The following is a 22,717-nucleotide window of genomic DNA, read 5'->3' on the forward strand; positions in this document are numbered from 1 at the left end:
ATCCGAAGCCCCCACACGGTCTGAATGGCTTGTCAAGGCATCTTTCCCGCCTTGACAAGCCATTCAGACCGTCGTGACAATCCAGCTTCGGGGTGCCCCACCGCAACAGTTCCCCACCAGCAAACCCCACCGCAACAGTTCCAACCCACCACCGTGATTTCGCGCCCACCGCATTGCCCCCACCCGCCCCATCCGGGTTCCATAATGAACAACCGCCCGCACCGCGCGGGGAAGCGCAGCCGAAAGGTGCCCCATGACCTCCATCGACCTGCTTCTCAAGCGCAACCGCGAGATCGGCGACATCGTCCCCGGCGACCGGTCCTCCCCCATGCCGTCGCTGCACGTGTCCATCCTGACCTGCATGGACGCCCGCATCCGCGTCTTCGAGATCTTCGGCCTCCTCCAGGGCGAGGCGCACGTGCTGCGGAACGCGGGCGGTGTCGTCACCGATGACATGATCCGGTCGCTCGCGCTCAGCCAGCGCAAGCTCGGTACCCGCGAGGTGCTGATCGTCCAGCACACGAACTGCGGCCTCTCCATGGTCACCGACGACGAGTTCAAGGACGAGCTGGAAACCGCCACCGGACTGCGGCCGACCTGGGCCGTCGAGGCGTTCCGGAACGTCGAGGACAGCGTGCGCACGTCGGTCGAGCGGGCCCGGCGCAGCGACTTCCTCCTGCACAACGACAACGTGCGCGGATTCGTCTACGACGTGAAGGCCGGGAGGCTGAGCGAAGTCAAGTAACCGCCGTCGTATTCAATGGCGGGGTGGCAGTAGACACCGACGTACTGATCGACTGGTTCGCCGACGTGGGCCGCGACCTGCCGTGGCGGGAACCGGACTGCTCGGCGTGGGGCGTGCTGGTCAGCGAAATCATGCTGCAGCAGACCCCGGTCTCGCGCGTGCAGCCGATCTGGCTGGAGTGGATGGCCCGCTGGCCGGTGCCGTCGGCGCTGGCCGCGGAGACCACCGGCGAGGTGGTCCGCGCGTGGGGCAAGCTCGGCTACCCGCGCCGCGCGCTCCGGCTGCACGCGGCGGCCACTGTGATCGCCGCAGAGCACGGTGACGTCGTACCCGCCGATGTGGACACGCTGCTCGCGTTGCCGGGCATCGGCGCGTACACGGCGCGCGCGGTGGCGGCGTTCGCGTACGGCAAGCGCGCGCCCGTCGTCGACACCAATGTGCGACGCGTTGTCGCGCGTGCGGTCCATGGTGCGGGAGATGCGGGTCCGGCGTCGAATACGCGCGACATGGCGGACGTCGATGCACTGCTCCCGCAGCAGGACGCTGTTGCCGCGAAGCTGTCGGCGGCGTTGATGGAGTTGGGCGCGCTCGTTTGCACCGCGCGGTCGCCGCGCTGTGCGGACTGCCCGATCCACGCCGAATGCGCTTGGCAGCACAACGGCCGTCCCGAATACGCCGGACCGGCCAAGCCGGTGCAGAAGTTCGCGGGCACCGACCGGCAGGTCCGCGGGCTGCTGCTGGACGTCCTGCGCGGCAGCGAGGGTCCGGTCGAAAAGGCGCGCCTGGACGTCGTGTGGCACGAATCGGGGCAGCGGGACCGGTGCCTGGACTCGCTGCTCGTGGACGGGCTGCTCGAGCAAACGGCCGACGGCCTGTTCGCGCTTCCCGGGGAACACTGACGCACTACGACGAAAGTCGGCAAAAAGTTGTCCCAATCGGGACGGCGGGTTAGCTTTCCTCCGTCGCACTTCCGGGCGAAGGAGTTCCGCATGGGGGAAGCAACGCGTCGTGCCGTGCTCAAAGGCGGTCTCACGGTCGTGGGCGCGCTCGGGCTGATGAAAACCCAGACCGCGTCCGCGGCCACCACGCCGGTGATCCACTCGACGGCGGAGTGGAACGCGCGGCCCGCGTCCGGCGCGATCGTGGTGGAGAACCACAAGCCGACCTACATCGTCGTGCACCACACCGTGGACCCGGGCAACAACACCGACTACTCGCTGGCCCACGCACTGCAGATCTCGCGCGACATCCAGAACTTCCACATGGACACCCGCGGCTGGATCGACACCGGCCAGCAGTTCACGAACAGCCGCGGCGGGCACGTCACCGAGGGACGGCACCGGAGCCTGGAGATCCTGCGCGGCGGGACGCGGCACGTGCAGGGCGCCAACGTCGGCAACCACAACAGCGAATGTCTAGGCATCGAGAACGAAGGCCTCTACAGCACGGTCGACGTGCCGGTGGCGCTGTGGAACTCGCTCGTGCAGCTGATCGCCTACATTGCCGACCAGTACGGCATCACCCCGGATTTCATCAAAGGCCACCGCGATTTCAATTCCACCGAATGCTGCGGACAGGTGTTGTACAACCGGCTGCCGGAGCTGCGTGAGGCGGTCGGACGGCAGCTGGGTCAAGCGGTCCTGCGGGCTGACGCGCCCGAGTGGCCGCTGCTCAAGCCGGGCGACACCGGCCCGAAGGTGGCGACGGCACAACGGTTCCTGCGCGCGGCCGGTTTCGGAGTACCGACCGACGGCGTGTTCGGGAAAGCCACCGCGGACGCCGTCACCCGGCTCGCCGCCGGACAGGGCCTCTCGCGCGACAGCTGCACGGCCGCGCGGGCGAGCGACGAATCGGCGTACCTGGGATCGGACGTCTGGCCGCTGATCGTGCCGGCGGACCGCTCGGCTGCCGCGTGGCGGGCCGAGCTGGCCCGCTGACCTGGGCGGTCACGTGTGCCAGCGAGGGCGGCACACGTGACCGTCACAGTCCGGAGAGAAACGCCTCCACCGCGCCCCGGTAGGTTTCCGGCGCCTCGGCGTGCGGCAAATGCGCCGAACCGGGTACGACCAGGTGCCGCGCCCCGGGTACCCGAGCGGCGACCTCGGCCTGCTGCCCCGGCGGCATCGCGGTGTGCTCGCCCTCGACGACCAGCAGCGGGCAGCGGATGCCGTCCACAATGGACCAATAGTCCCGGCGGCCCCATTCGGCGGCGATCTCGTACAGGTTCTCCAGGTCGGCGATCAGGTGGTACCCGTCCTCGCGTTCCTCGACGCATTCGGTGAAGTAATCGCCCGCGGCGCCGAAGAACTCCCGCACGTGGGCCAGGGATTCGAAGGGCACCGGCCAGCTCTCGAAGTACCCCCGCCAGGTCTCGACGGTGCGGCCGCGCTGATCCGGGGCGAAGTCCTCGCTCACGACCGCGCGGACCAGCTCCGGATGCTTTGCCGCGGTCGCCCACGCGTGCAGCCCGCCCATCGAATGCCCGATCAGCACGGACGGCCCGAGATCGGCCAGCACGTCGGCGACGTCCTCGGCGAACTGCTCGGTGGTCCACGGCCCCGTGTGCGGCGCCCGGCCGTGCCCGCGGGCGTCGAGACCCCGTACCCGGCCGTACCGCTTGAGCCACTGCGCGACCGGCCACCACGTGCGGGCCCGGCCCATCAGCCCGTGCAGCAACAGGATCGACACGCCGGTGCGGTCTTCGCCACCGAAGTCGATCAGGCCTGGTCGCATTGGTCCTCCTGGGTTTCTGAGGCCACCTCATCACATCTCTGGCTCTAGGGTGAACTCATGCGCAGCCGCCGAATCGCCGTCCTCGCCCTGACCGGCGTGCTCGCGCTGTCTGCGTGCAGCCCGGATGAACCGCCGCCGATGCACCCCGCGCCGGGCGCGAGCGGCGGCGGTGACCCGTACTTCCCGGACGACGGCAACGGCGGGTACGACGCCCTCGACTACCACGTGGACGTCGGCTACGACCCGGCGAGCGGGCGCCTCGACGGCGACACGACCGTCACCGCCAAGGCCACCCAAGACCTCAGCAGCTTCAACCTCGACCTGCGCGGGCTCGACGTCGCTTCGGTGGACGTCGACGGCCAGCCGGCCCGGTTCACCCGGGAGAAACAGCACGAGCTGGTGGTGACGCCGTCGGGTCCGCTGCGGGCTGGTTCGACGTTCAAGACGCGCGTGCGTTATTCGGGCGTTCCGGCGAAAACCCCGCACGAGGGCGGTCCGGAAAACGGCTGGGCCAAGACCGAGGACGGCGGCGCGTACCTGGTCGGCGAGCCGCATTCGGCGTCGTTCTGGTACCCGGTGAACGAAACCCCGCGAGACAAAGCGACCTTCAGTGTCACCGCACACGTGCCCGAGGGCTGGACGGTGCTGTCCAACGGCCGGGAACAGGGCAACACCACCAAGGACGGCAAGACCACCACCACGTGGACCGAGCCGAACCCGATCGCGAGCTATCTGACCACGATTGCGATCGACAAGTTCACCGTGAAGCGGTCCGCCTTGCCGGACGGGACGCCGATCGTGTCGGCCTACGCGCCGGGCGCCGAAGCCCGCGAAGCCACCGGCGACCGGCTGCCCGAGGTGATCGCGTTCCTGGAAAGCAAGTTCGGCCCGTACCCGCAGAGCGCCGCCGGTGGCATCTACCTCGACGAGGACATTCATTTCTCGCTCGAAACGCAAACCCGCCCGACATATGCGAAATGGGCGGAAATCCTCACTGTGGTGCACGAAAACGCGCACCAGTGGTTCGGCGATTCGGTGTCGCTGAACTCGTGGTCCGACATCTGCCTGAACGAGTGCTTCGCGTCGTACGCGCAGTGGCTGTGGGGCGAACGCGAGGGCCAGAACCTGGACGACCGGTACCGCGCGGCCATCGAGATCACCAGGGGCAGCACGGATTTCTGGGCGCAGAAGCTCGTGGACATGGGCCAGGAGCACCTGTTCCAAGGCGTGTACGACAAGGGCATCCTCGCAATGCACGCGTTGCGGCGGGAACTGGGCGAACCGGCGTTCGCGACGCTGCTGCACGACTGGGTGACGCAACACCGGGGCGCCAACGGGACCTGGGCGGAGTTCGAGAAGCTGGTGTCCCGCGTTGCCGGACGCGATCTGAGCGGCTTCCTCGCCGACTGGTTCAAGGGCACGAAACTGCCCGCGGACCGCAACCTCTACCCCGGCGCGCTCCGGCCCTGACTGCCCAGCAACGACCTGGTCAGGCCACTGCGCGCGTCGTTCATCTCGGCGAGCGCCGCGGCCAGGTCGGCGTCGTCGATCCGCACCCGGGAATCGTCCGGCCGGACCGCGAGCGCCCGCAGCGCCGACCGCCGCAGCAGCTCCTTCATGAACGACGCCGTGACCCCGTCGGTGGCCTCGACGACCGGCGCCAGATCGGCTGTCACGTCCAGCCCGCGCGAGTACAGCCGTAGCAGCGCTTCGCGTCCTTCGGCGTCCGGCAGCGGGATTTCGACCGCGAGGTCGACCCGGCCGGGACGATCGGCGAGCGCCTTTTCCAGGCTGCCCGCCCGGTTGGTGGTGAGCAGGAAGGTGACGTCGGCGTCGCCGCCGACGCCGTCCATCGCGTCGAGCAGGCTGAACAAGAGCGGTGTTCCGCCGCGCGCGAGGTCACGGTCCTCGGCGATCAGGTCGACGTCCTCCAGCACGACCACGCTCGGCTGCAGCCGCCGCGCCAGCGACGCTGCTTTCGAGACGAACCGCATCGCGCTGCCGGTAAGGATCACCACCGTGCAGTCGGGCATGCGGCCCATCAGATACCGCACGGTGTGCGTCTTTCCCGTGCCCGGCGGGCCGTGCAGCAGCAACCCGCGCTTGAGGTGCTGCCCCGCGGCGGCCAGGCGCGACCCGTGTTCAGCGATGCCGACGGTGTGCCGTTCCACTGCGTCCAGCACGCCGCCCGGCAGCACGACGTCGTCCGTGCCGAGCTGCGGGCGCGGTAGGAAGGTGACGAGCTCGTTGCTGCGGTGCTCGCTCAGGCCGAATGCGATGACCTGGCCACGCAACACGTCGTGCTCGGCCATGAGCTGCTCGATGCGGTCCCGGGTTTCGGTGGCCACGCGCCGGTCCGCGGCAATCACCTCCAGCCGGGAGCTCGCCTGGCCGTACTGCAGGTTCGCGCCGCGCACGCCGATGAGCACACGGGTCCCGTCCGGCGCGACCGTGCCGACGATCCCGAGCTGGACGACGTCCGCCGCCTCGTCCGGGCCGACCGCGACGGTGGCGTAGTCGACCGCGCCCAGCTCGTACAGGCCATGCTTCTTCGCGGTGACCAGCATGCCGACGAGATCCTCGTGCCCGCGCTGGCCACCGGCGATGCCGAACCAGTCGGTGCGGGCGCCGCCGTTCTGCTCGGCGAGGTACGCGTCGACGCCCGCCTGGATGGTCGCGTGTTCCCAGTCCTCGAAGCTCCGGGTGACGACGAGGGCCTGCGTGATGGGCACGCCGAGGTGCCCGGTGACGCGGTCGATCAGCTCCCCGGAGTCGCCCGCGCCGACCGAATCGGCCGCGGCTTTCACGATGCGCTGCAGGTTGCGGGCAAGTTCGGTGCCGAATGCGTGGTCTTCCCCCATGTGCGTAGCGTCGCACGAACCGGAGCGGGCGGCCAGCCGTCAGTACGCTGGGGACATGGCAGTGGTCAAGATCAACGCAATCGAGGTACCCGAAGGCGCCGGCCCCGAGCTGGAGAAGCGGTTCGCCGCGCGGCTGCACGCCGTCGACAGTCAGGAGGGTTTCCTCGGATTCGAGCTGCTCCGCCCGATCTCGGGGGAGAAGCGCTACTTCGTGTACACGAAGTGGGAGACCGAGGAGCACTACCAGGCGTGGGCGAAGGGCCCGTCGCGCGAGGCGCATGCGGGTGAGCGCAAGAACCCGGTGTCGACCGGCGCGAGCCTGCTGGAGTTCGAGGTCGTGCAGGCATCGAAGCCGGGTGAATGAGCTCGCCCGAGCCGCGGAGCTGATCCACGGCGCCGGCGCGCTGCTCGTGTGCGCCGGCGCCGGGATGGGCGTCGACTCCGGGTTACCCGATTTCCGCGGTGGCGAGGGCTTCTGGCGGGCGTATCCGCCGTACGCCGGGCTCGGGCTGCGGTTCGAGGAAATCGCCGACCCACGGCATTTCGCCTCGGACCCGGAACTGGCCTGGGGTTTCTACGGACACCGGCTCGAGCTGTACCGGAACACGATGCCGCACCGCGGCTTCGGCCTGCTGCTGGAATGGGGACGCGCGACCCCCGGCGGGGTGCGGGTCTTCACGTCCAATGTGGACGGACAGTTCCAGTCGGCCGGGTTTCCGCACGTGGCCGAGGTACACGGGTCGATCCATCACCTGCAGTGTTTTTCGGGCTGCAGCAACGAGATCTGGGCGGCGGACGACGTCGTGGTCGATCTCGACGAGACCACGATGCGCGCCCGGCCCCCGCTGCCGTCGTGCCGCCGTTGTGGCGGCTTGGCCCGGCCGAACATCCTGATGTTCGGTGATTTCGAGTGGGTGGCGGATCGGAGCGAGGTGCAGCTGGAGGAACTGGCTGCGTGGCGCCGGTCGCATCGGGATCTGGTGGTGGTGGAGATCGGTGCCGGGCAGGCGCTGCCCACGGTGCGGCGGTATGCGGAGCTCGCCAGCGCGGCGAGTGGGGCGTTGATCCGGATCAATCCACGGGAAGCTGAGGTCCGGCACGGCCGCGGGATCTCGATTCCCGCCGGGGCGCTGGAGACGCTGATCAAGCTCGCTTGAGCTGCAGCAACGGAAACGGGCGGCCATCCGAATCGAGCGGTTGCCGTCCGGTCACCACAAACCCTTGGTGCAGATAGAATCCCACTGCCGACGGGTTTTGCTCGTTGACGTCCAAAGTGAGCTCCGGGAAGCGGTCCACCGCCGCCCGCAGGAGGGCCGAACCGACGCCCTGGCCGCGGAAATCGTCGTGGACGAACAGCATTTCCAGCTTTCCCTCGGCAGTTCCCGAGAAACCCGCCGCGACACCGTCGACCGTCGCCACCGTCAGGGCCACTTCCGGCAGGTATTCCGGGACGCGCGTGGCGTAGTACTCGACGTCCGACGGGGCCAGAAAATGGTGAGTCGCCTCGACTGCGCTGCGCCAGATCTCGAGGAGCCGGGCGTATTCACCCGAGCCGTGGTCCCGCCGGAGTTCGATCACGGCAGCTGTACCTCCGCATACACGGCCCGATGGTCGGTACCCGCGACGTCCAGCACCCGGTAGTCCCGCACGGCCACGCGGCGGTCCACCAGCACGTGGTCCAGCGGCGCGAAGGGGACCATCGTGGCGGGCCAGGTCGGGATCAGGCCGTCGCCGCGGGCTTCGGCGGCGTCGACGTACCCGCGGGACAGCACGGTGCGCAGCGCGGCGTGGTCGAGGGTCGCGTTGAAGTCTCCCGCCACCACGCGCAAGCCGTGCTCGCCGATGGCGCGCGAAAGGTCACGCATCTCCTGTTCCCATTCGTGGAAACCGGTGTCCGGGGCGTTGGGATGCGCCGCCACGATCTCCAGCGTCACGCCGTCGCCGAGGTCGGCCATCGCGCCGGGCTGTTTGCGCGCCGAATCGCCTGCGTAGGCCTCCTCGGTGAGCCGGAAGCGCGACACGATGCCGGACCCGTCCGTACCGGGCGCCGCATGCAGCACGCGGTACGGCAGCACCGCGAAAAGCCCGGCTCGCTCCAGCCCGTCCACCGCTGCGGGCGTCATCTCCAGCAGGTTGAGCACGTCGACCCGCTGTTCGCGCACCAGCCGCACCACCTCCGCCGGATCGGCCCGGCCGACGTACAGGTTCGAGGCCATCACGCGCACTGTCTTGCCGCGCGCCGCCGGCTGCTCGTCGGCCATCACGCGCGGGACGACGTACACCGTCAGCAGCGCCGCCATGGCCAGCGCGACCCCGCCGACCCACCAGCGCCGCAGCAGCAACGCCACTGCGGCGAGCAGGACGCCGTAGACGATCACGTACGGGGCGAGCGCCATCAGAGCGGTCAGGTACCAGTCGCCGTCGTAACCGATCGTGCGCAGCACGGCCACTGCGAACAGCGGCAGTCCGGCTACCACGAGTAGGCCCGTGACCAGCCGGGTTCGCGCGTCGGCGTCCATCACCATGCGTCCGAGTATGCCGGGGACGCGCTGACAGCCCCGTGTCAGCGTGCTGTGCGCGTCTTGCCAGCGGGACCGTCCAGAGTGTCGGGGAAGCGACACAGGAGGAGGAAACATGTCGCACGCAATCCGGGCCGAAGGCCTGGTCAAGCGGTTCGGGGAGACGAAGGCACTGGATGGGGTGGACCTGGAGGTCCCGTTCGGGAAAGTGGTGGGGGTGCTCGGGCCGAACGGCGCGGGCAAGACAACGGCGGTCCGCATCCTGGCGACCCTGCTGAGACCCGACGCGGGGCACGCCACGGTCGGCGGTTACGACGTGGTGCGCGATCCGGTGCGGGTCCGCAGCCTGATCGGGCTCACCGGGCAGTACGCGTCGGTGGACGAGGATCTGAACGGCACCGAGAACCTAGTGCTGATCGGCCGGCTGCTCAACCTGTCGAGGGCGGACGCGCGGGCGCGGGCCGCCGAGTTGCTGGAGCAGTTCGAGCTGTCGGACGCGGCGAAGCGGCCGATCCGCACGTACTCCGGGGGGATGCGGCGCAGGATCGACCTGGCGGCGAGCCTCGTCGGCCGTCCCGCCGTGCTGTACCTCGACGAGCCGACTACCGGGCTCGACCCGCACGCGCGCAACGAGGTGTGGGCGGTTGTGCGAAATCTCGTCGCCGACGGTGCGACCGTGCTGCTCACCACGCAGTACCTCGAGGAGGCCGACCAGCTCGCCGACAGCATCACCGTGTTCGACCACGGCCACGTCGTCGCGGATGGACGGGCCGACGAGCTGAAGCGGCGCGTCGGGGGCCAGACGCTGCAGGTACGTCCGACGTCATTGGCCGACCTCGACGCGGTCGACCGGATCCTTGGCGAGCTCACCGGCGTCACGCCGACTCGGGACAACGCCACCGGCCTGCTCACCGCGCCGGTGTCCGACCCGGTGCTGCTGTCCACTTTGGTCCGCCGCCTCGACGCGGCCGGCATCACGTCCGACGAACTGGCGCTGCGGCTGCCCAGCCTCGACGAGGTGTTCCTCGCGCTCACCGGGCACGCCGCCGAAGAGCCGAAGGACGAACGCGAACTCGAAGGGAGCCGGTCGTGACCGCACTCGCCGTGGACCCGCCCCGGCACATCAGCCTCGGGCAGGGCACGAAACACGCGCTTTCCCTTGCCTGGCGCGGAATCCTGAAGATCCGCAAGAACCCGGAGCAGCTGGCCGACGTCACGCTGATGCCGATCATCTTCCTGCTGATCTTCACCTATTTGTTCGGCAACGCCCTCGGCGGGTCCATCGACAACTACCTGCAGATGCTCGTGCCGGGCGTGATCGTGATGAACATCCTGCAGGCGTGCCTGACCGTCGGAACGCAGCTCAACACAGATGTCACGAAGGGCGTCTTCGACCGCTTCCGCGCCATGCCGATCGCCCGCTCGGCGCCGCTGGTTGGCGCGGTACTGGCGGACCTCGTGCGGTACGTGGTGTGTTTGGCGGTACTGCTGGTCGTCGCGACGGCAATGGGCTTCCGCGTGCAGACCGGGCCGGGTCAGTTCCTGGTCGCGGTGCTGCTGGCGCTCGCGTTCGGCCTGTGCTTCTGCTGGGGCTCGGTTTTCGTGGGCATGCTGATGAAATCCCCTGGCGCGGCACAGGGTCTGATGTTCGTGTTCATCATGCCGCTCACGTTCGGCAGCAACGTCTTCGTCTCGACGGCGACGATGCCGGGCTGGCTCAAGGCATGGGCGGACATCAGCCCGGTAAGCCTGATGGCCGACGCCCTGCGCGGCCTCCTCAACGGCGGTCCGGTCGCAGGTTCCCTTGCGGGAGCACTGGCGTGGATGGCAGGTGCGGTAGTGGTGTTCTTCCCGCTGGCGACGTGGGCCTACCGCCGTCGGATGTGAGGGCGACCCCGAGGGGGTGGGGAGCCTGCGTCCGGTCTTTTTGGCCGGGCGCAGGCTTTTTTCTCGTGCGGAAGATCATCTGTTTCGTCACCAATTGCAGACAGCCGTGATACGGTCGGTGATGTTCGGTTGCGAGGGTGGGGAGGCCTTCGATGGCGGATGGCGACGTCGAGCGCGTCAGGCACATTCCGGCGGATATGCAGGGTCCGCTGGTCCCGGGGTACCGGTATGTGCGGGACAAGACGCCGGAACAGACGGCGAAGGAAGCCGCAGACGCACAGGCCAAGGCGAATGACGGCATGCCCACCGGTGGTGGCGGGTACCGGCTGGAGCCGGACACCGCCCATGAGGTGGTGAAGGAGATCGAAGACATCCTCGACTGGGTACAGAAGGATCTTCGGCGGCATGCCCGGCAGCTCGTGTCATTCACTCCAATGGGTGACGAAGTCGCCAGCATCAACTACGTGCAGGATCTCAACGCCGCAGGCCGGTCCTATACCAACTTCCTCAACAGCGTTGTCGCGGAGCTCGGGCGCCAGAGGGATGCCGTGCAGCAGGCCCTGGATACTTACCAAAAGCAAGAACACCGGGCCGTCTCTGATCTGAAAGGCCTTCACCGCCACCATGCCTAAACCAATCGCAGCCACCGCATTCAGCCTCCTTGCCGCGGCGCTTCTGGCAACCGGCTGTTCTGGCGAGCCCGGGAGCGCCGCTCCGGCGTCGTCGCCGGCTGCACCCGGCTCCGCGGGTCCGAGGTTCGGAGCTCCATCGGTTCCGGCCCCGTTGGACCCCGCACCGCTCGAGAAAAGCCCGTGCGCTGCGATGACCCCGGACCAGGTGGCGACCCTCGGCGCTCCGGCCAAGAACTCGGAGCCGAAGCCCGCCGACCCGACCGGCCCCGCTTGCAGCTGGAGCTTCGCCACCGACGACGGGCCGTCCTCGACCACCGGAGCAGTGTTCACCGCCGATCCCACTCACGGCGGGATCAGCGGGCTCTACGGCAAGCAGCAATCCGGAGGGCTCAGCAAGTTCCAGCCGTTCACCGTCAGCGGCTATCCCGGGGTGATCTACGACGCTGCGACCAACTCCTCGCCGGGGAGCTGCGGTCTGGCGGTCGGGCTCCGAGACGACCTCACGTACACGATCAGCGTGGACCTCGACGCCCTCAAGCAGCCCTTTGCTGACAGCTGCGAGCTCGGCAAGAAGGTTGCCGGATTCGTGGTCCAGTACCTCCAGAAAGGAGGCCACTGATGCCGGACGGCTATACCGGCGCCGAGGTCTACGAGCGGATGCACCGCTACGGCGCCAACACCGCACCGCTCGACAGTGGGCAGCAAGCGGCCGAATCGCTCAAAGGCGCGCACGAGAACCTCGTCGCCCGGATTGCCCGGCTTCAAGGCAAACTCGACAACGCCTGGCAGGGCGACGCCTCCGCGAAGGCGCAAGCCGGGTTCAGTCCGTTGATCCAGACGTCCCAGCAGGCGGCCGACGACCTCGGGCGTAGCGCGCAATCGCTCAACTCGCAGAACAGCGGCTTCCACCACACCTTGAACAAGCTCGCCAAGATGACCGGCAGCCGTCCTGACACCAACGATTTGGCGAGCTACAACCCGTTCCACGCGAGCGATTCGGAAAAGGCCGCCGCGCAGTGGGATACCAATGACAAGACCAACAAGGAAGCGTATGGCGGCTATTACGCCACAACGGACGGGAATCGCAACACCGCGGCCAAGGATTACCCGGTACTGAGCGCTGCACCGGCCGGGCTTGCCGTCGCAACGGGGTCGTCGCCCGGTGGAGTGTCCGGGCAGGATGGGGGCTCCAAAGGCACCGTCGGCAGGCGTGCGCACTCCGCGGGAGTCAGCAGCGGCAGCCACCTCGGCACCGCAGGCCAAGGCCAGTCGAGCGAGAGCCCGGTGCAGCCCGGCTCGGCGCCCCATCCGGTCGTTCCGAATCCTAGTGTCAGCAACGAAAACCCGACCTCCGACACCACCACGACCGCGGGTTACGCACCGAAACCGCCGGTGAACGACGCGCCCGGGTTCGGTTCGGGGCGGCTGCCGACGTTCGGGCCGGTCGGCGCGGATTCCGGCTCTGGCAACAGCTTCGGCGCGCCAGGAAGCTTCGGCGCACCAGGAGGACCCGGAGGATTGGGCAGCAGGCCGGAAGGTGGTCCGGGCAGCAGGCCAGGCGGTACCGGCGCGGGTTCACGCGGAGCCGGACAGCAGCCGGGTCGCGGCACGGGAACCGCCATTCCCGGCAATGGCCAAGGGGCAGCACGCCCGGGAACAGCCGCGGCAGGAGCCAAGGGCACCCCCGGCATGGGTGGCCTGAGTACCGGAAACGGGAAAGGCAAAGGCAGCGAGGACGAGGAGCACCAGCGGAAGATCACGCTCCCCGACCAGGACGTCGACGAGCTCTTCGGCGGCTACCCCGACGGCATGCGGCCGACCCCGCCCACCATCGGAGCCTGACCTGTGCTGCGAGCACCCCTCCGGTTCAGCCGCATGGGCTACCAGAACCTGGTCCGACGGCTGGACGGCGGAGACCTCCACCCGACGTTGATCGGCGGCGAAAAGTGGTACCCGCCGGAGGAGGCGGCTCAGCTCGACGACCACGCCGACGCCGAACTCGCCCGCACCGGGTACCACGCCCGGGACTTCGCCGACGTGATCGGGCTGCTGCAACGCCCGGCCGTCGACTACTACTGCTGGGCGAGAATCGGCGGCCGCGACGTCACTCTCCAAGCGGCGACCCGAAGGCGCGAAGCAATCCTTGCCGTCGCCGGACCGGACTCCGTCACCCTCTACCCCAGCTCAGCCGAAACCGGGCCGGACGATCTCGCGGAAGCCCTCCCGCCGACCCCGCCGGTCCCGCACCTGCATTCCCTGTCCTGCTCGGAACAGGACTACACCGCGGTCCTGAACGGCGACCCACCCGCCACCCGCACCGGCAGCGCGCGGGACGCAAGGCGCGCGGTGGAGTGGATGCAAGCCCCCAGAATCAACGTCGGACGGCTGTACGTCGCCGTCCGTCGCGGCGGCAGCAGGATCCGGGGTGGCCAGCCGCCGTATTGGATCGACACCGAACGAGGTCGCTTCACCGCGTCGGTCGCCGACGGTTGGCTGAACATCAGCCCGGCCGGTACCGACGACATCGGCCGGATATTCCGCGAACTCGAGTACCAGCTGAGCAGCGCAGCCTAAGCACCTTCCGTTTCCGCAAGCCGCGCACGGATCTCCGCTGCCTTCGGACCCCCAAGGCGTTCCAGCACCGGCAACGCCGCCTGCCAGCACGTGCGAGCTCCGACGAGATCACCAGCACCGTGGAGAACCCGGCCCAAACCGGCTTGCGCCTGGGCGATTCCCCAATCATCGGCAAGGGTGCGGTTGATTTCCAGGGCTACCTCGTAGTGCTCGCGCGCCTCGGGATACCGGCTGCGGTCAAAGCAGAGGGCACCCAGGCTGTAGCGCGTATACCGCTCGCCGATCCGGTCACCAATAGCGCGTTGGAGTTCCAGCGCGCGTTCGAGATGTCCCGCCGCCTCGGCGAAAAGGCCGCACCCACGGTAGGTATCGCCGAGGTTGTTCAGCGCATACCCTTCCCCGCGTTGATCGCCGACCGCGCAGAACAATTCCAACGCCTGCCGCAAAACCGGTAATGCCTCGTCGTACTCACCGCGTTCCGCGTGGCCGACGCCCAGGTTGTTGAGGGTCCACGCCTGCCCGCCGTGATCGCCGATCTCCTCCTGAATGACGAGAGCTTGCCGGTACGCGGCGAATGCGTCGGCGTAGCAAGGAATATCGCTGTAGACTACCCCCAGCTTACTCAACGCATCTCCCTCGGCTCGGCGATTTCCCAGCCGTTGCGCGGCAGCCAGTGCTATCCGGTGCGTGGCGACCCAATCGTCTCGATAACTGCGCAAGTGCAGGAAGGCGAACATCGCGCGAGGCAATTGGAGCGCAATCACGTCGAAACCCTGTCGTGCCGCCGCTTGTACGGCCGAAACCAGGTTGCCGCGCTCCTGTTCGAACCATTGCATAGCCTCGCCACGATCCGCAAACCCGGGGATTTCCCCAACAGAATCAACAGCATCCAAGAGTACCGGCCGATGCGGATCAACAGCCTGTGCAGCCACGCGGGCGGCACCAAGCCACCAGGTCAGCAACCTCTCCAAAGCAGCGCCGTCCGGTTCGGCCTGGGCGGCAGCGTACGTCCGCAGCAAGGCATGCAACCGGTAACGTCCGGGCTGGGTCTGCTGGAGCAAATGCTCGTCGAGAAGGTCCTCGAGCCCGGATTCGGCTACACCACTGCTGATCCCGGCCAGCGCCGCGGCCGAGTACCGGGTGACATCCTCGCCGGGATTCACCGACAGCAGCCGGAAAAGCCGTTGCTGCGACTCGCTGAGCGCACGATAGGAAAGATCGAACGCCGCGGTGACCGCACGGTCTCCGAGAGCCAGCTGGGACAATTGACCAGAAGCCAGACGCTGAGCGAAATCCGCGACCGCCCAAGCAGGTCTCGTCTGCAGGCGTTTTGCCGCCAGCGCAACGGCAATCGGCAGGCGACCGCATTGTTCGGCGAGATGCTGCGCGGCAGCACGGTCGAGGCGTTGCCGCCCGATGACCTTGCCGATGAGCGTCACGGCCTCCTCGGCGGTGAACACGTCGAGCGGCAGCGACACGCTCCCGTCCAGCCCGGCCAGGCTGCGCCGGCTCGTGATCAGCACCAAAGCATGCGAACTACCCGGCAGCAAGGCGCGTACCTGCTGCTCGTCGACGGCGTTGTCCAGCACCAGCAGAACACTCTTGCCCGCCAGCCGATCGCGGAACAACGACGCCCGTTCGCCGAGTGAGCCGGGAATCCGCTCACCGGCCACGCCGAGCTTGCGCAGCAGGCTTTCCAGCACCGCACCGGGCGCGACGGGTGGGTGGTCCGCGGTGAATCCCTGCAGGTCGGCGTACAGCTGCACCTCGCCGAACAGTCCACTTGCGACAATCTGGTGCGCGGCCCGGACCGCGAGCCGCGTCTTGCCCACCCCGGACATGCCTTCGATCGTGACCACCGTGGCTGCCGTGCCGTCCGTCGCCTCGGCCAGCTTGTGCAGCATCCGCAGCTCCGGTTCGCGGCCGGTGAACGTGGCGATGTCCATCGGCAGGTCCCGCCACGACGAACCGGCCTCCAGCACCGACTGCTGGACCCGGCGCAATCCGGGACCGGGTTCGACCCCGAGTTCGTCCCGCAGCAGCTGACGAATCTCCTGGTACGCCTCCAGCGCCTCGGCCCGGCGACCGGCCCCGTGCAAGGCCCGCATCAGCTGCCCCCACAGCCCCTCGCGCAGCGGATACTCCGCCAGGATCGGCCGTAACCGCAGCAGCGCGCCGTGGTAGTCCCCGGTTTCGAGCTGGGCGGCCACCTGCGCCTCGACGACCGTCCGCCGCCGCTCCTCCAGCCACGCGATCGTGGCCCGCAGCTCCGGACCCGGCGAAAGCCCCTCCAGCGGCCGTCCTCGCCACAGGTCCAGCGCCGCGCCGAACAGCCGGATCGCCTCGGCGAGGTCGCCTCGATCGCGGGCCGCCTCGCCCTGGGTGGCCAGCTCCTCGAACCGCGCGACGTCCACCTCACCCGGCCCGGCGACGAGCACGTACCCCGGGGAACGCGTGCACAGCCGCGGCCCGCCGAGGAGCTTGCGCAACCGTTGGACGTACGTGCGCAGGTTCGATTCCGCCGACCGTGGCGCCTCGTCCCACACCGCCTGCATGAGGTAGCCGAGGCTCACCGCTTCGTTGGCCCGCAGCGCCAGCGCCGCGAGGACCACCTGCTGCCGCGCCCCGCCCAGTTCGAGCGGACGGCCGCGTTCCCCTGCCGTCAGCGGGCCGAGTAGCCGGATCTCCATCTTCCCCCCGGAACGGTGCGCATATGCGGATCGTATAGGTCAGATCGTCACGATGGGTCCAAAGCGGTCGCAAACGGTTTTCTCGACGGACGGAGAGGAAGTCACATGAGGGTCAAGGGCCAGCGAACGGTCGCGGTGCTTTTCGCCGCTGCCGTGCTCATCGGCGGCGGGGCGACAGCCATGCCGACACCTGCCACCGCAGCGACCGCAGACATCCGGCACAAGATCGTCTCCACTGCCGAAGGCGAGCTCGGCCAGGGGGAACGTCCGCCGGGATCCAACTGCACGAGGTACTCGCCGGTCTGCGAGGAATGGTGCGCCGACTTCGCGACCTGGGTCTGGCGCCGGGCCGGGATCACCATCGGCCGGATCGCCGCGGTCAGCGAGGTGTTCCGCTGGGGAAGGCAGCACGGCCGGGCGCACAACGGGCACCGCGGGATGAAACCGGGTGACCTCGTCATCTACGGGGGCAACAAGCACATCGGCATCGTCGCCACCGTCCACGCGGGCGGCACCATCGAAACGATCGAGGGCAACTCCAGCAACCGCGTGGTCCGCCAGCGGGCGTTCGACCCCGCTCACGCCAGGGCGGCCGGACGGCCAGGGGACATCACCGGTTACGTGTCGGCGAGCTGACCGCTCTCCTCCGCAAGGAGCCACGCGATCCCCTCGCTCCGCGACATCCGCGTGGTCTCCGCCACCAGCTCCTCGTACCGCCGCGCCCCCAGCTCGCGGGTCAGGTTTTCGATCAGCCCCCGGACTTCCGGGCTCCCCAGATCGAACCGCCCGCGGGCGACGGCGGTGAGTGCGAGGATCCGGGCCGCCGACATGTACCTCCCCTGCTGCCAACGGATCTGGGCGAGAAGCTCAAGACCTCCCGCCAGATCCGGCATGTCGGCGCGCCCGGCCACCGCTTTGATCATCCCGAGCGCCACCGGTTCCGCCTCGTCCGGACGGCCCTCGGCGAGCAGCACCATGGCTTCGACGAGACCGAGCCACTCCGCTTCGAAGCCCTCCGGCATCGGCCAGTCCACTTTGGCCGACACCATTTCCCGGTAGACCTCGCGGACCTCGCCCAGCCGCCGATCGCGGACCAGCAGTTCGGCCCGGCCGAGCAGGAGGATCAAGCGCAGGCCCCGGTTTCCCCCACCAGTGGCGGCGAAGCGCTCCGCGGCTTCCATCTCCCGCCAGGCACCTTCGCTGTCACCGGCTCGCGAACGTTCCACGGCGAGCCGCCACCACTGCTGTACGACGTCGTCGCGGGACCGCAGCTCCAGCGCCAGCCGGAGGCCCTCGGTGTATCCGGCGATCGCCCCTTCGTGGTTCCCGGCCTGCGACAACGCCCCGGCGCGGAAGCTGTGCGTCATCGCGAGCCCCCAGCGGTCGCCGACCTCGGCGAAGCCCTCGTGCGCCCGCTCCCGTGCCTGCTCGGCACCGTCGAGATCGCCCGCGTCGCCGAGGATGAAGCTCTCCGCCCAGTGCCCGGCGGCGCGGCCCCACCGGTCGTCCCGCTCGATTGCCCGGCGGACCTCGCGCATCGCCAGCTCGCGGTCGCCGTTGAGGTACGCGACGATCGGCAATCCCACCGACAGCCACGGGTTCCGCTCCGCCGCACCGGTCCGCGCGCATTCCTGCGCGAGGTCCCGGACGTCCGTTTTCTCGTGCGGACCCGCCATCGTCCGCATGAGAATCTGGCTCAACCGCAGGCTCACCGCCATGTCGTGGGGCAGCCGGTCGCCGAACTCCAGCACCTCGTCGACGAACCGCGCACCACGCTCGTTCTGGCCGATGATGTTGAGGTACCAGAACATGCCGAACAGCAGATGCGCCGCCGAATCCGCGGCCCCGGACGCGATCGCCATCCGCAGCGCCGCGGTGAAATTGTCGTTCTCGTCGTCGTACACCTCGATCGCGGCGAGCTGACCCGGCCCGCGCAATTGCGGTTCGGTGCGATCGACCAGGTCCGCGTAGTAGGCGACCATCGCCTCCCGCATCCGCTCCTGCTCACCCGACACCACGAGCCGGTCGGCCGCGTACACCCGCAACGTCTCCAGCAGGCGGTACCGCGAGCCGACGACGTCCACAATGGACTTTTCGACGAGCGAACCCAGCACGTACACCACGTCCTCGGCGGGCAGCTCGTCGTCCGCACAGACGTTTTCCACCGCCTCCTCGGAAAAGCTCGCCGCGAACACTGCCAGCCGGCGGGCGAGCCGGACCTCGGCGTCGGTGAGCAGGTCCCAGCTCCAATCCACCACCGCGCGCAACGTGCGCTGCCGCGGCAACGCCGTCCGGCTGCCGGAGGTGAGCAGCCGGAACCGGTCGTCGAGGCGTTCGGCGATCTGGTCCGCGGTCATCGACCGCAGCCGCGCGGCAGCCAGTTCGAGCGCGAGCGGCATCCCGTCGAGCCGCCGGCAGATCTGCCGTACCGCGTCCATTGTGGACTCATCGAGCCGGAACCCCGGGCGCACGGCAACGGCACGGTCGAGGAACAGCCGGACGGAGTCGAGGGCAGCGACGTCCGGCGCCGTCTCGTCCGGCACCGGGAGCGGACCGAGCGGGCACAACGCCTCACCGGTGATGGCCAGCGGTTCCCGGCTCGTCGCGAGCACCCGCAGCTTCGGCAACCGGCGCAGCAGATCCTCGGCCAGCCCGGCCGCAGCGTCCACCACGTGTTCGCAATTGTCCAGCACCAGCAACGCTTCCGCGCCGCTGAGCGCCTCCACCGCGTGGTCGAACAGATCGACCGGACGGCGCCGCGCCTCGGTCTCAGTCGACCGGAGATCGCGGACCTCGAGCGAGGTGAGCAACGCGGCAAGCACGTCACCCGCGTCGCGCACGCCCGCCAGCGGCACGAACCACACGAGACCGTGCGCGTGCGCGGAATCCCGGGCCGCCGCCTCCGTCGCGAGCCTGGTCTTACCCGCGCCGCCCGGGCCGACGAGCGTGACCAGCCGGGCCCCTTCGAGCAGCTCGGCCAGCAGTTTGAGCTCGTCGGTGCGGCCGATGAAGCTGGTGAGCCGCTGCGGCAGCCGGTCGATCACCGCCGCCGCGGGCGCGAACTCCCCACGCAACGCACGCAGGTGTACGTCCTGCAGTTCGGCGGACGGATCGACGCCCAGCTCGTCGGCCAGCGTCGTACGGATCGCGGAATACGCGGCGAGGGCGTCGGCCTGCCGTCCGGCCGCACACAGGGCGCGGATCCGCAGCCCGGCCAGCCGTTCCCGCAATGGATGCGCCTGCGCTGCCGCGGTGAGGTCGGCGAGCACCTCGGAATGGCGCCCCAGCCGCAGCCCGGCTTCGAACCAGTCCTCAGTGGCCTCGGTACGCCGCTCGTCCAGCAAGGCGGCAGGCGCGGCAGCGAACGGCGCGTCGAGCACGTCCGCGAGCGCGGGCCCGCGCCACAACGCGAGCGCCTGGCCGAGGGCCTCGGCGGCGGTTTCGTCGCGCCCCGCGGCGAGTTCCCGGCGACCTTCGGCGGCGAGCTTTTCGAACCGGTGGGCGTCGACGGCTTCCGGCGGCGCGGCAAGCCGGTAACCGCCGTTCACGGACTCCAGCTCGGCGCCGGAGGGTCGCAGCACCCGGCGCAGCCGCGAGACGAGCGACTGCAGTGCGTTGGGCGCGTCGGCGGGCGGCTCGGCGCCCCAGAGGCCGTCGATGAGGAGGTCGGCAGGCACCGCGCGCCCGGTATCGAGCGCCAGCCGGGACAGGAGCATGCGAAGGCGGGCTCCGCCGATGTCGATCGGCGTGCCGTCGTCCCCATCCGCTCGCAGCGGGCCCAGCAGCGCCACGTGCACAGGTCCAGCTTTCCAGACAGCACCCCGGAAGCGGTGGAGCCCAACGGAAGTGTGGACTTTCCGGACATTCCACCGCCCAGCGGTTACCCAGCGCCTCCGCAGCGCTACGTTGCGAGGGATCCGCACGCAGACAGGAGCGCCCATGAGAGCACCGCACCGCTCGGCAGTGACCGTCGCCGCCACGCTCACCGCACTGAGCCTGACCACCGGGATCGCATCGGCAGGCCAGGACGGCTGGGGACGGCCGACACCCGGTTCGGACGGCGGCGGCGACAGTTACTACCCGCAGGACGGCAACGGCGGGTACGACGTCTCGGACTACAACCTCAAGGTCACCTACGCGCCGGACAGCCACCAGCTCACCGGCCTGCAGACGGTGTCCGCGCGGGCGACCCAGTCGCTCAGCTCGTTCAACCTCGACCTCAAGGGCCTCACCGTCGATTCGGTCAAGGTCAACGGCCTGCCCGCGAAGTTCACCCGGACCGGCGACCACGAGGTCGTCATCACGCCGCGGTACCCGCTGATCCGCGGCCTGCCGTTCCGCGCGGTGATCGCCTACCACGGCGTCCCCGAGGCGATCAACGACCCGCTGCTGGGCAAGAACGGCTGGCAGTTCACCCGCTCCGGCGGCGCGTTCGCCGCGGGCGAGCCCAAGTCGGCCACCACCTGGTACCCGGTCAACGACACCCCGCGCGACAAGGCGACGTTCCACCTGGCCATCACGGTCCCGGACGAGTGGGGAGTGATCGGCAACGGCCGCGAGGCCGGGTCGTACAAGACGGAAGCGGGCACCACGCACGTGTGGTCCGAGGACACCCCGGCGGCGCCGTACATGACCACGGTGGCCATCGACAAGTGGACCTTCGACCGGCAGCAGCGCGCCGACGGCACGCCGATCGTCAGCGCGTTCGCCCCGGGCACGCCGGACAAGACGAAACAGGCCGAGGCGCGGCTGCCGGAAATCCTCGACTTCCTGGAGTCGAAATTCGGCAAGTACCCGGTGGACGCGGCAGGCGGCATCTTCCTCGCCGAGCCGATCGGCTTCTCGCTGGAAACCCTCAGCCGCCCGATCTATTCCGGCCGAGCGGGCAACATCAGCACGATCGTGCACGAAAACGCCCACCAGTGGTACGGCGACAGCGTAGCCGTGGACCATTGGCGGGATGTGTGCCTCAACGAATGTTTTGCTTCGTACGCAACATGGTTGTGGGCGCAGGAAAAGGAAGGCCAAGACCTGAAGAAGCTGTACCTGGACAGGGTAGCGAGCGCGCCGGACAGCTTCTGGGCGGGAAAGCTGTACGACATGGGGCCGGGTAACGAATTCACGTACGTGTATTCGAAGGGCCCGACGGCGTTGCACGCGCTGAGCAAGTACATGGGCCAGGCCGCATTCGACCGGGTGCTGAAGACCTGGCCCGCCTTGCACCGCGACGGAAACGCGAGCATGCAGGAGTTCCAGCACTACGCGGAAGCGGTGTCACACAAGGATCTGCAGGGCTTCTTCGACGCGTGGATCTACGGGTCGGGCAAGCCTTCGGCGGAGTATTTGTATCCGGGGGATTTGAAACCTGCTGCCGGATGACGATCGGGGCGCCCTGGTACGCGTTGCTCAGCAACCCTGACCGGGGCGCCCGCACCACGCCATCGTGTGGGTGCCCTGACCGGCCGACACCTGGTCGACGGCAACCGCACCCGTGACCACCACGGCCGACGCCACCGCAAAGAACGCGATCATTCTGGCGATTCTCTTCATTGTCACTCCTCGCAACTGAGGCGGAGCAGGATGTTAGAAGGAAGTATGCGCGGCGCACCTCACGGAGCAAAGATGACGAAAGTGCAGAAATTCGCGCACTATGGTGAAACTCGATCATCACCCCGATTACGGCACCGTGGTCGCGACAAGCTCGACCTCGAAGCCGTCCTCGTTCTCCAAATACGCGGCGTAATGCTCCGCGCCCCCGGCATACGGATGCCGATCCGGAAACATCAACTGCCACCCATGCCGTACGGCATCGACCGCCAGCTTCTCCACCGCCGCCGCGTCCTCGACATAGAAAGCCAAATGATTCAACCCAGGACGGCACCGGTCGTAGTGCTCAGCAATCATCGCCGGGGACTGTTCGACCACCAGGTACGTCGGCCCAAAGCGCCAGCTTCGGCCGCCTTCCCAATTCTGGAACCGCGTGTACCCCATCTCCTCCAGCAGCCAGCCGAGCGAGTCGATCGCGCGCGACAGGTTCGGTACCCAGAGTTCGACGTGATGCAGCGTGCCCACGATT

At 68.7% G+C, this 22,717-nt stretch carries 22 protein-coding genes; 14 read left to right on the forward strand and 8 right to left on the reverse strand.

The window, feature by feature from the left end:
• Nucleotides 1-253 precede the first annotated feature (253 nt).
• The 3 genes from OO71_RS27630 to OO71_RS27640 all read left to right on the forward strand — a co-directional run bounded on the left by OO71_RS27630 (nucleotide 254) and on the right by OO71_RS27640 (nucleotide 2,682).
• Nucleotides 254-745 (forward strand): beta-class carbonic anhydrase, encoded by a 492-nt coding sequence (locus OO71_RS27630; protein ID WP_033292856.1) that lies wholly within the window; start codon nucleotides 254-256, stop codon nucleotides 743-745.
• Nucleotides 746-768: 23 nt separating this feature from the next.
• Complete coding sequence (locus tag OO71_RS27635) at nucleotides 769-1,644, forward strand: HhH-GPD family protein (RefSeq protein WP_033292857.1); 876 nt, start codon at nucleotides 769-771, stop codon at nucleotides 1,642-1,644.
• 90 nt (nucleotides 1,645-1,734) lie between these two features.
• Nucleotides 1,735-2,682 (forward strand): peptidoglycan recognition protein family protein, encoded by a 948-nt coding sequence (locus OO71_RS27640; protein ID WP_033292858.1) that lies wholly within the window; start codon nucleotides 1,735-1,737, stop codon nucleotides 2,680-2,682.
• Nucleotides 2,683-2,725: 43 nt separating this feature from the next.
• On the opposite strand, the gene OO71_RS27645 is transcribed toward OO71_RS27640, so the two are convergent.
• Nucleotides 2,726-3,478, reverse strand: a complete 753-nt coding sequence (locus tag OO71_RS27645; RefSeq protein WP_211260618.1) for an alpha/beta fold hydrolase — start codon at nucleotides 3,476-3,478, stop codon at nucleotides 2,726-2,728.
• A gap of 57 nt (nucleotides 3,479-3,535) precedes the next feature.
• Between OO71_RS27645 and OO71_RS27650 the strand changes: the two genes are divergently transcribed.
• Nucleotides 3,536-4,948, forward strand: a complete 1,413-nt coding sequence (locus OO71_RS27650) for a M1 family metallopeptidase (RefSeq protein ID WP_033292859.1) — start codon at nucleotides 3,536-3,538, stop codon at nucleotides 4,946-4,948.
• Here the strand turns inward: OO71_RS27650 and OO71_RS27655 are convergent.
• Nucleotides 4,924-6,339 carry an AAA family ATPase gene (locus tag OO71_RS27655; RefSeq protein ID WP_033292860.1) on the reverse strand — a complete coding sequence of 472 codons (1,416 nt, stop codon included), beginning with the start codon at nucleotides 6,337-6,339 and terminating at the stop codon, nucleotides 4,924-4,926. The genes OO71_RS27650 and OO71_RS27655 overlap by 25 nt on opposite strands.
• A 55-nt stretch (nucleotides 6,340-6,394) precedes the next feature.
• Here OO71_RS27655 and OO71_RS27660 point away from each other — a divergent pair, with 55 nt between their 5' ends.
• Both OO71_RS27660 and OO71_RS27665 read left to right on the forward strand, forming a co-directional pair.
• Nucleotides 6,395-6,703 (forward strand): antibiotic biosynthesis monooxygenase family protein, encoded by a 309-nt coding sequence (locus OO71_RS27660; protein ID WP_033292861.1) that lies wholly within the window; start codon nucleotides 6,395-6,397, stop codon nucleotides 6,701-6,703.
• Complete coding sequence (locus tag OO71_RS27665; RefSeq protein WP_033292862.1) at nucleotides 6,696-7,496, forward strand: SIR2 family NAD-dependent protein deacylase; 801 nt, start codon at nucleotides 6,696-6,698, stop codon at nucleotides 7,494-7,496. The genes OO71_RS27660 and OO71_RS27665 overlap by 8 nt, the downstream gene beginning before the upstream one ends.
• Here the strand turns inward: OO71_RS27665 and OO71_RS27670 are convergent.
• Together OO71_RS27670 and OO71_RS27675 are read right to left on the reverse strand one after the other, a co-directional pair.
• Nucleotides 7,483-7,917 (reverse strand): acetyltransferase, encoded by a 435-nt coding sequence (locus OO71_RS27670; protein WP_156096564.1) that lies wholly within the window; start codon nucleotides 7,915-7,917, stop codon nucleotides 7,483-7,485. The genes OO71_RS27665 and OO71_RS27670 overlap by 14 nt on opposite strands.
• Nucleotides 7,914-8,864, reverse strand: a complete 951-nt coding sequence (locus OO71_RS27675; RefSeq protein WP_051792382.1) for an endonuclease/exonuclease/phosphatase family protein — start codon at nucleotides 8,862-8,864, stop codon at nucleotides 7,914-7,916. The genes OO71_RS27670 and OO71_RS27675 overlap by 4 nt, the downstream gene beginning before the upstream one ends.
• A 109-nt stretch (nucleotides 8,865-8,973) precedes the next feature.
• Between OO71_RS27675 and OO71_RS27680 the strand changes: the two genes are divergently transcribed.
• The 6 genes from OO71_RS27680 to OO71_RS27705 all read left to right on the forward strand — a co-directional run bounded on the left by OO71_RS27680 (nucleotide 8,974) and on the right by OO71_RS27705 (nucleotide 13,951).
• Entirely contained in the window at nucleotides 8,974-9,951 is a 978-nt protein-coding gene (locus OO71_RS27680) for a daunorubicin resistance protein DrrA family ABC transporter ATP-binding protein (RefSeq protein WP_033292863.1), read from the forward strand.
• Complete coding sequence (locus OO71_RS27685; RefSeq protein WP_033292864.1) at nucleotides 9,948-10,745, forward strand: ABC transporter permease; 798 nt, start codon at nucleotides 9,948-9,950, stop codon at nucleotides 10,743-10,745. The genes OO71_RS27680 and OO71_RS27685 overlap by 4 nt, the downstream gene beginning before the upstream one ends.
• 152 nt (nucleotides 10,746-10,897) lie before the next feature.
• Nucleotides 10,898-11,377 (forward strand): hypothetical protein, encoded by a 480-nt coding sequence (locus OO71_RS27690; protein ID WP_033292865.1) that lies wholly within the window; start codon nucleotides 10,898-10,900, stop codon nucleotides 11,375-11,377.
• Nucleotides 11,370-11,996, forward strand: a complete 627-nt coding sequence (locus OO71_RS27695) for a DUF3558 domain-containing protein (RefSeq protein ID WP_084145339.1) — start codon at nucleotides 11,370-11,372, stop codon at nucleotides 11,994-11,996. The genes OO71_RS27690 and OO71_RS27695 overlap by 8 nt, the downstream gene beginning before the upstream one ends.
• Nucleotides 11,996-13,219 carry a WXG100 family type VII secretion target gene (locus tag OO71_RS27700; protein WP_033292867.1) on the forward strand — a complete coding sequence of 408 codons (1,224 nt, stop codon included), beginning with the start codon at nucleotides 11,996-11,998 and terminating at the stop codon, nucleotides 13,217-13,219. The genes OO71_RS27695 and OO71_RS27700 overlap by 1 nt, the downstream gene beginning before the upstream one ends.
• Before the next feature lie 33 nt (nucleotides 13,220-13,252).
• Complete coding sequence (locus OO71_RS27705) at nucleotides 13,253-13,951, forward strand: ESX secretion-associated protein EspG (protein ID WP_033292868.1); 699 nt, start codon at nucleotides 13,253-13,255, stop codon at nucleotides 13,949-13,951.
• Here the strand turns inward: OO71_RS27705 and OO71_RS27710 are convergent.
• On the reverse strand, nucleotides 13,948-16,641 hold the full coding sequence (locus OO71_RS27710) for an AfsR/SARP family transcriptional regulator (protein WP_051792385.1): 2,694 nt from the start codon (nucleotides 16,639-16,641) through the stop codon (nucleotides 13,948-13,950). The genes OO71_RS27705 and OO71_RS27710 overlap by 4 nt on opposite strands.
• Nucleotides 16,642-16,746: 105 nt before the next feature.
• On the opposite strand from OO71_RS27710, the gene OO71_RS27715 reads away from it, so the two are divergent.
• Nucleotides 16,747-17,277 carry a C40 family peptidase gene (locus OO71_RS27715; RefSeq protein WP_051792387.1) on the forward strand — a complete coding sequence of 177 codons (531 nt, stop codon included), beginning with the start codon at nucleotides 16,747-16,749 and terminating at the stop codon, nucleotides 17,275-17,277.
• On the opposite strand, the gene OO71_RS27720 is transcribed toward OO71_RS27715, so the two are convergent.
• The gene (locus tag OO71_RS27720; RefSeq protein WP_033292869.1) at nucleotides 17,259-20,438 is read right to left on the reverse strand and encodes an AfsR/SARP family transcriptional regulator; all 3,180 of its coding nucleotides are present in this window, start codon (nucleotides 20,436-20,438) and stop codon (nucleotides 17,259-17,261) included. The two genes, OO71_RS27715 and OO71_RS27720, sit on opposite strands and share 19 nt — an antisense overlap.
• Nucleotides 20,439-20,580: 142 nt before the next feature.
• On the opposite strand from OO71_RS27720, the gene OO71_RS27725 reads away from it, so the two are divergent.
• Nucleotides 20,581-22,020 carry a M1 family metallopeptidase gene (locus OO71_RS27725; protein WP_033292870.1) on the forward strand — a complete coding sequence of 480 codons (1,440 nt, stop codon included), beginning with the start codon at nucleotides 20,581-20,583 and terminating at the stop codon, nucleotides 22,018-22,020.
• Nucleotides 22,021-22,047: 27 nt separating this feature from the next.
• Here the strand turns inward: OO71_RS27725 and OO71_RS50340 are convergent, their stop codons facing one another.
• Entirely contained in the window at nucleotides 22,048-22,191 is a 144-nt protein-coding gene (locus tag OO71_RS50340; protein WP_156096565.1) for a hypothetical protein, read from the reverse strand.
• 126 nt (nucleotides 22,192-22,317) lie between these two features.
• Nucleotides 22,318-22,713, reverse strand: coding sequence for a VOC family protein (locus OO71_RS27730; protein ID WP_245633793.1), 396 nt, complete (start codon nucleotides 22,711-22,713; stop codon nucleotides 22,318-22,320).
• Between the last annotated feature and the right edge of the window lie 4 nt (nucleotides 22,714-22,717).

Source organism: Amycolatopsis jejuensis, from assembly GCF_000717335.1.
Lineage (GTDB): Bacteria > Actinomycetota > Actinomycetes > Mycobacteriales > Pseudonocardiaceae > Amycolatopsis > Amycolatopsis jejuensis.

Coding starts and splice junctions, on each gene's coding strand:
- OO71_RS50340 (WP_156096565.1), bottom strand. CDS start 22,191: ATGAAGAGAATCGCCAGAATGATCGCGTTCTTTGCGGTGGCGTCGGCC.
- OO71_RS27700 (WP_033292867.1), top strand. CDS start 11,996: ATGCCGGACGGCTATACCGGCGCCGAGGTCTACGAGCGGATGCACCGC.
- OO71_RS27695 (WP_084145339.1), top strand. CDS start 11,370: ATGCCTAAACCAATCGCAGCCACCGCATTCAGCCTCCTTGCCGCGGCG.
- OO71_RS27655 (WP_033292860.1), bottom strand. CDS start 6,339: ATGGGGGAAGACCACGCATTCGGCACCGAACTTGCCCGCAACCTGCAG.
- OO71_RS27660 (WP_033292861.1), top strand. CDS start 6,395: ATGGCAGTGGTCAAGATCAACGCAATCGAGGTACCCGAAGGCGCCGGC.
- OO71_RS27690 (WP_033292865.1), top strand. CDS start 10,898: ATGGCGGATGGCGACGTCGAGCGCGTCAGGCACATTCCGGCGGATATG.
- OO71_RS27710 (WP_051792385.1), bottom strand. CDS start 16,641: ATGGAGATCCGGCTACTCGGCCCGCTGACGGCAGGGGAACGCGGCCGT.
- OO71_RS27650 (WP_033292859.1), top strand. CDS start 3,536: ATGCGCAGCCGCCGAATCGCCGTCCTCGCCCTGACCGGCGTGCTCGCG.
- OO71_RS27640 (WP_033292858.1), top strand. CDS start 1,735: ATGGGGGAAGCAACGCGTCGTGCCGTGCTCAAAGGCGGTCTCACGGTC.
- OO71_RS27705 (WP_033292868.1), top strand. CDS start 13,253: ATGGGCTACCAGAACCTGGTCCGACGGCTGGACGGCGGAGACCTCCAC.
- OO71_RS27680 (WP_033292863.1), top strand. CDS start 8,974: ATGTCGCACGCAATCCGGGCCGAAGGCCTGGTCAAGCGGTTCGGGGAG.
- OO71_RS27715 (WP_051792387.1), top strand. CDS start 16,747: ATGAGGGTCAAGGGCCAGCGAACGGTCGCGGTGCTTTTCGCCGCTGCC.
- OO71_RS27630 (WP_033292856.1), top strand. CDS start 254: ATGACCTCCATCGACCTGCTTCTCAAGCGCAACCGCGAGATCGGCGAC.
- OO71_RS27645 (WP_211260618.1), bottom strand. CDS start 3,478: ATGCGACCAGGCCTGATCGACTTCGGTGGCGAAGACCGCACCGGCGTG.
- OO71_RS27725 (WP_033292870.1), top strand. CDS start 20,581: ATGAGAGCACCGCACCGCTCGGCAGTGACCGTCGCCGCCACGCTCACC.
- OO71_RS27675 (WP_051792382.1), bottom strand. CDS start 8,864: ATGGTGATGGACGCCGACGCGCGAACCCGGCTGGTCACGGGCCTACTC.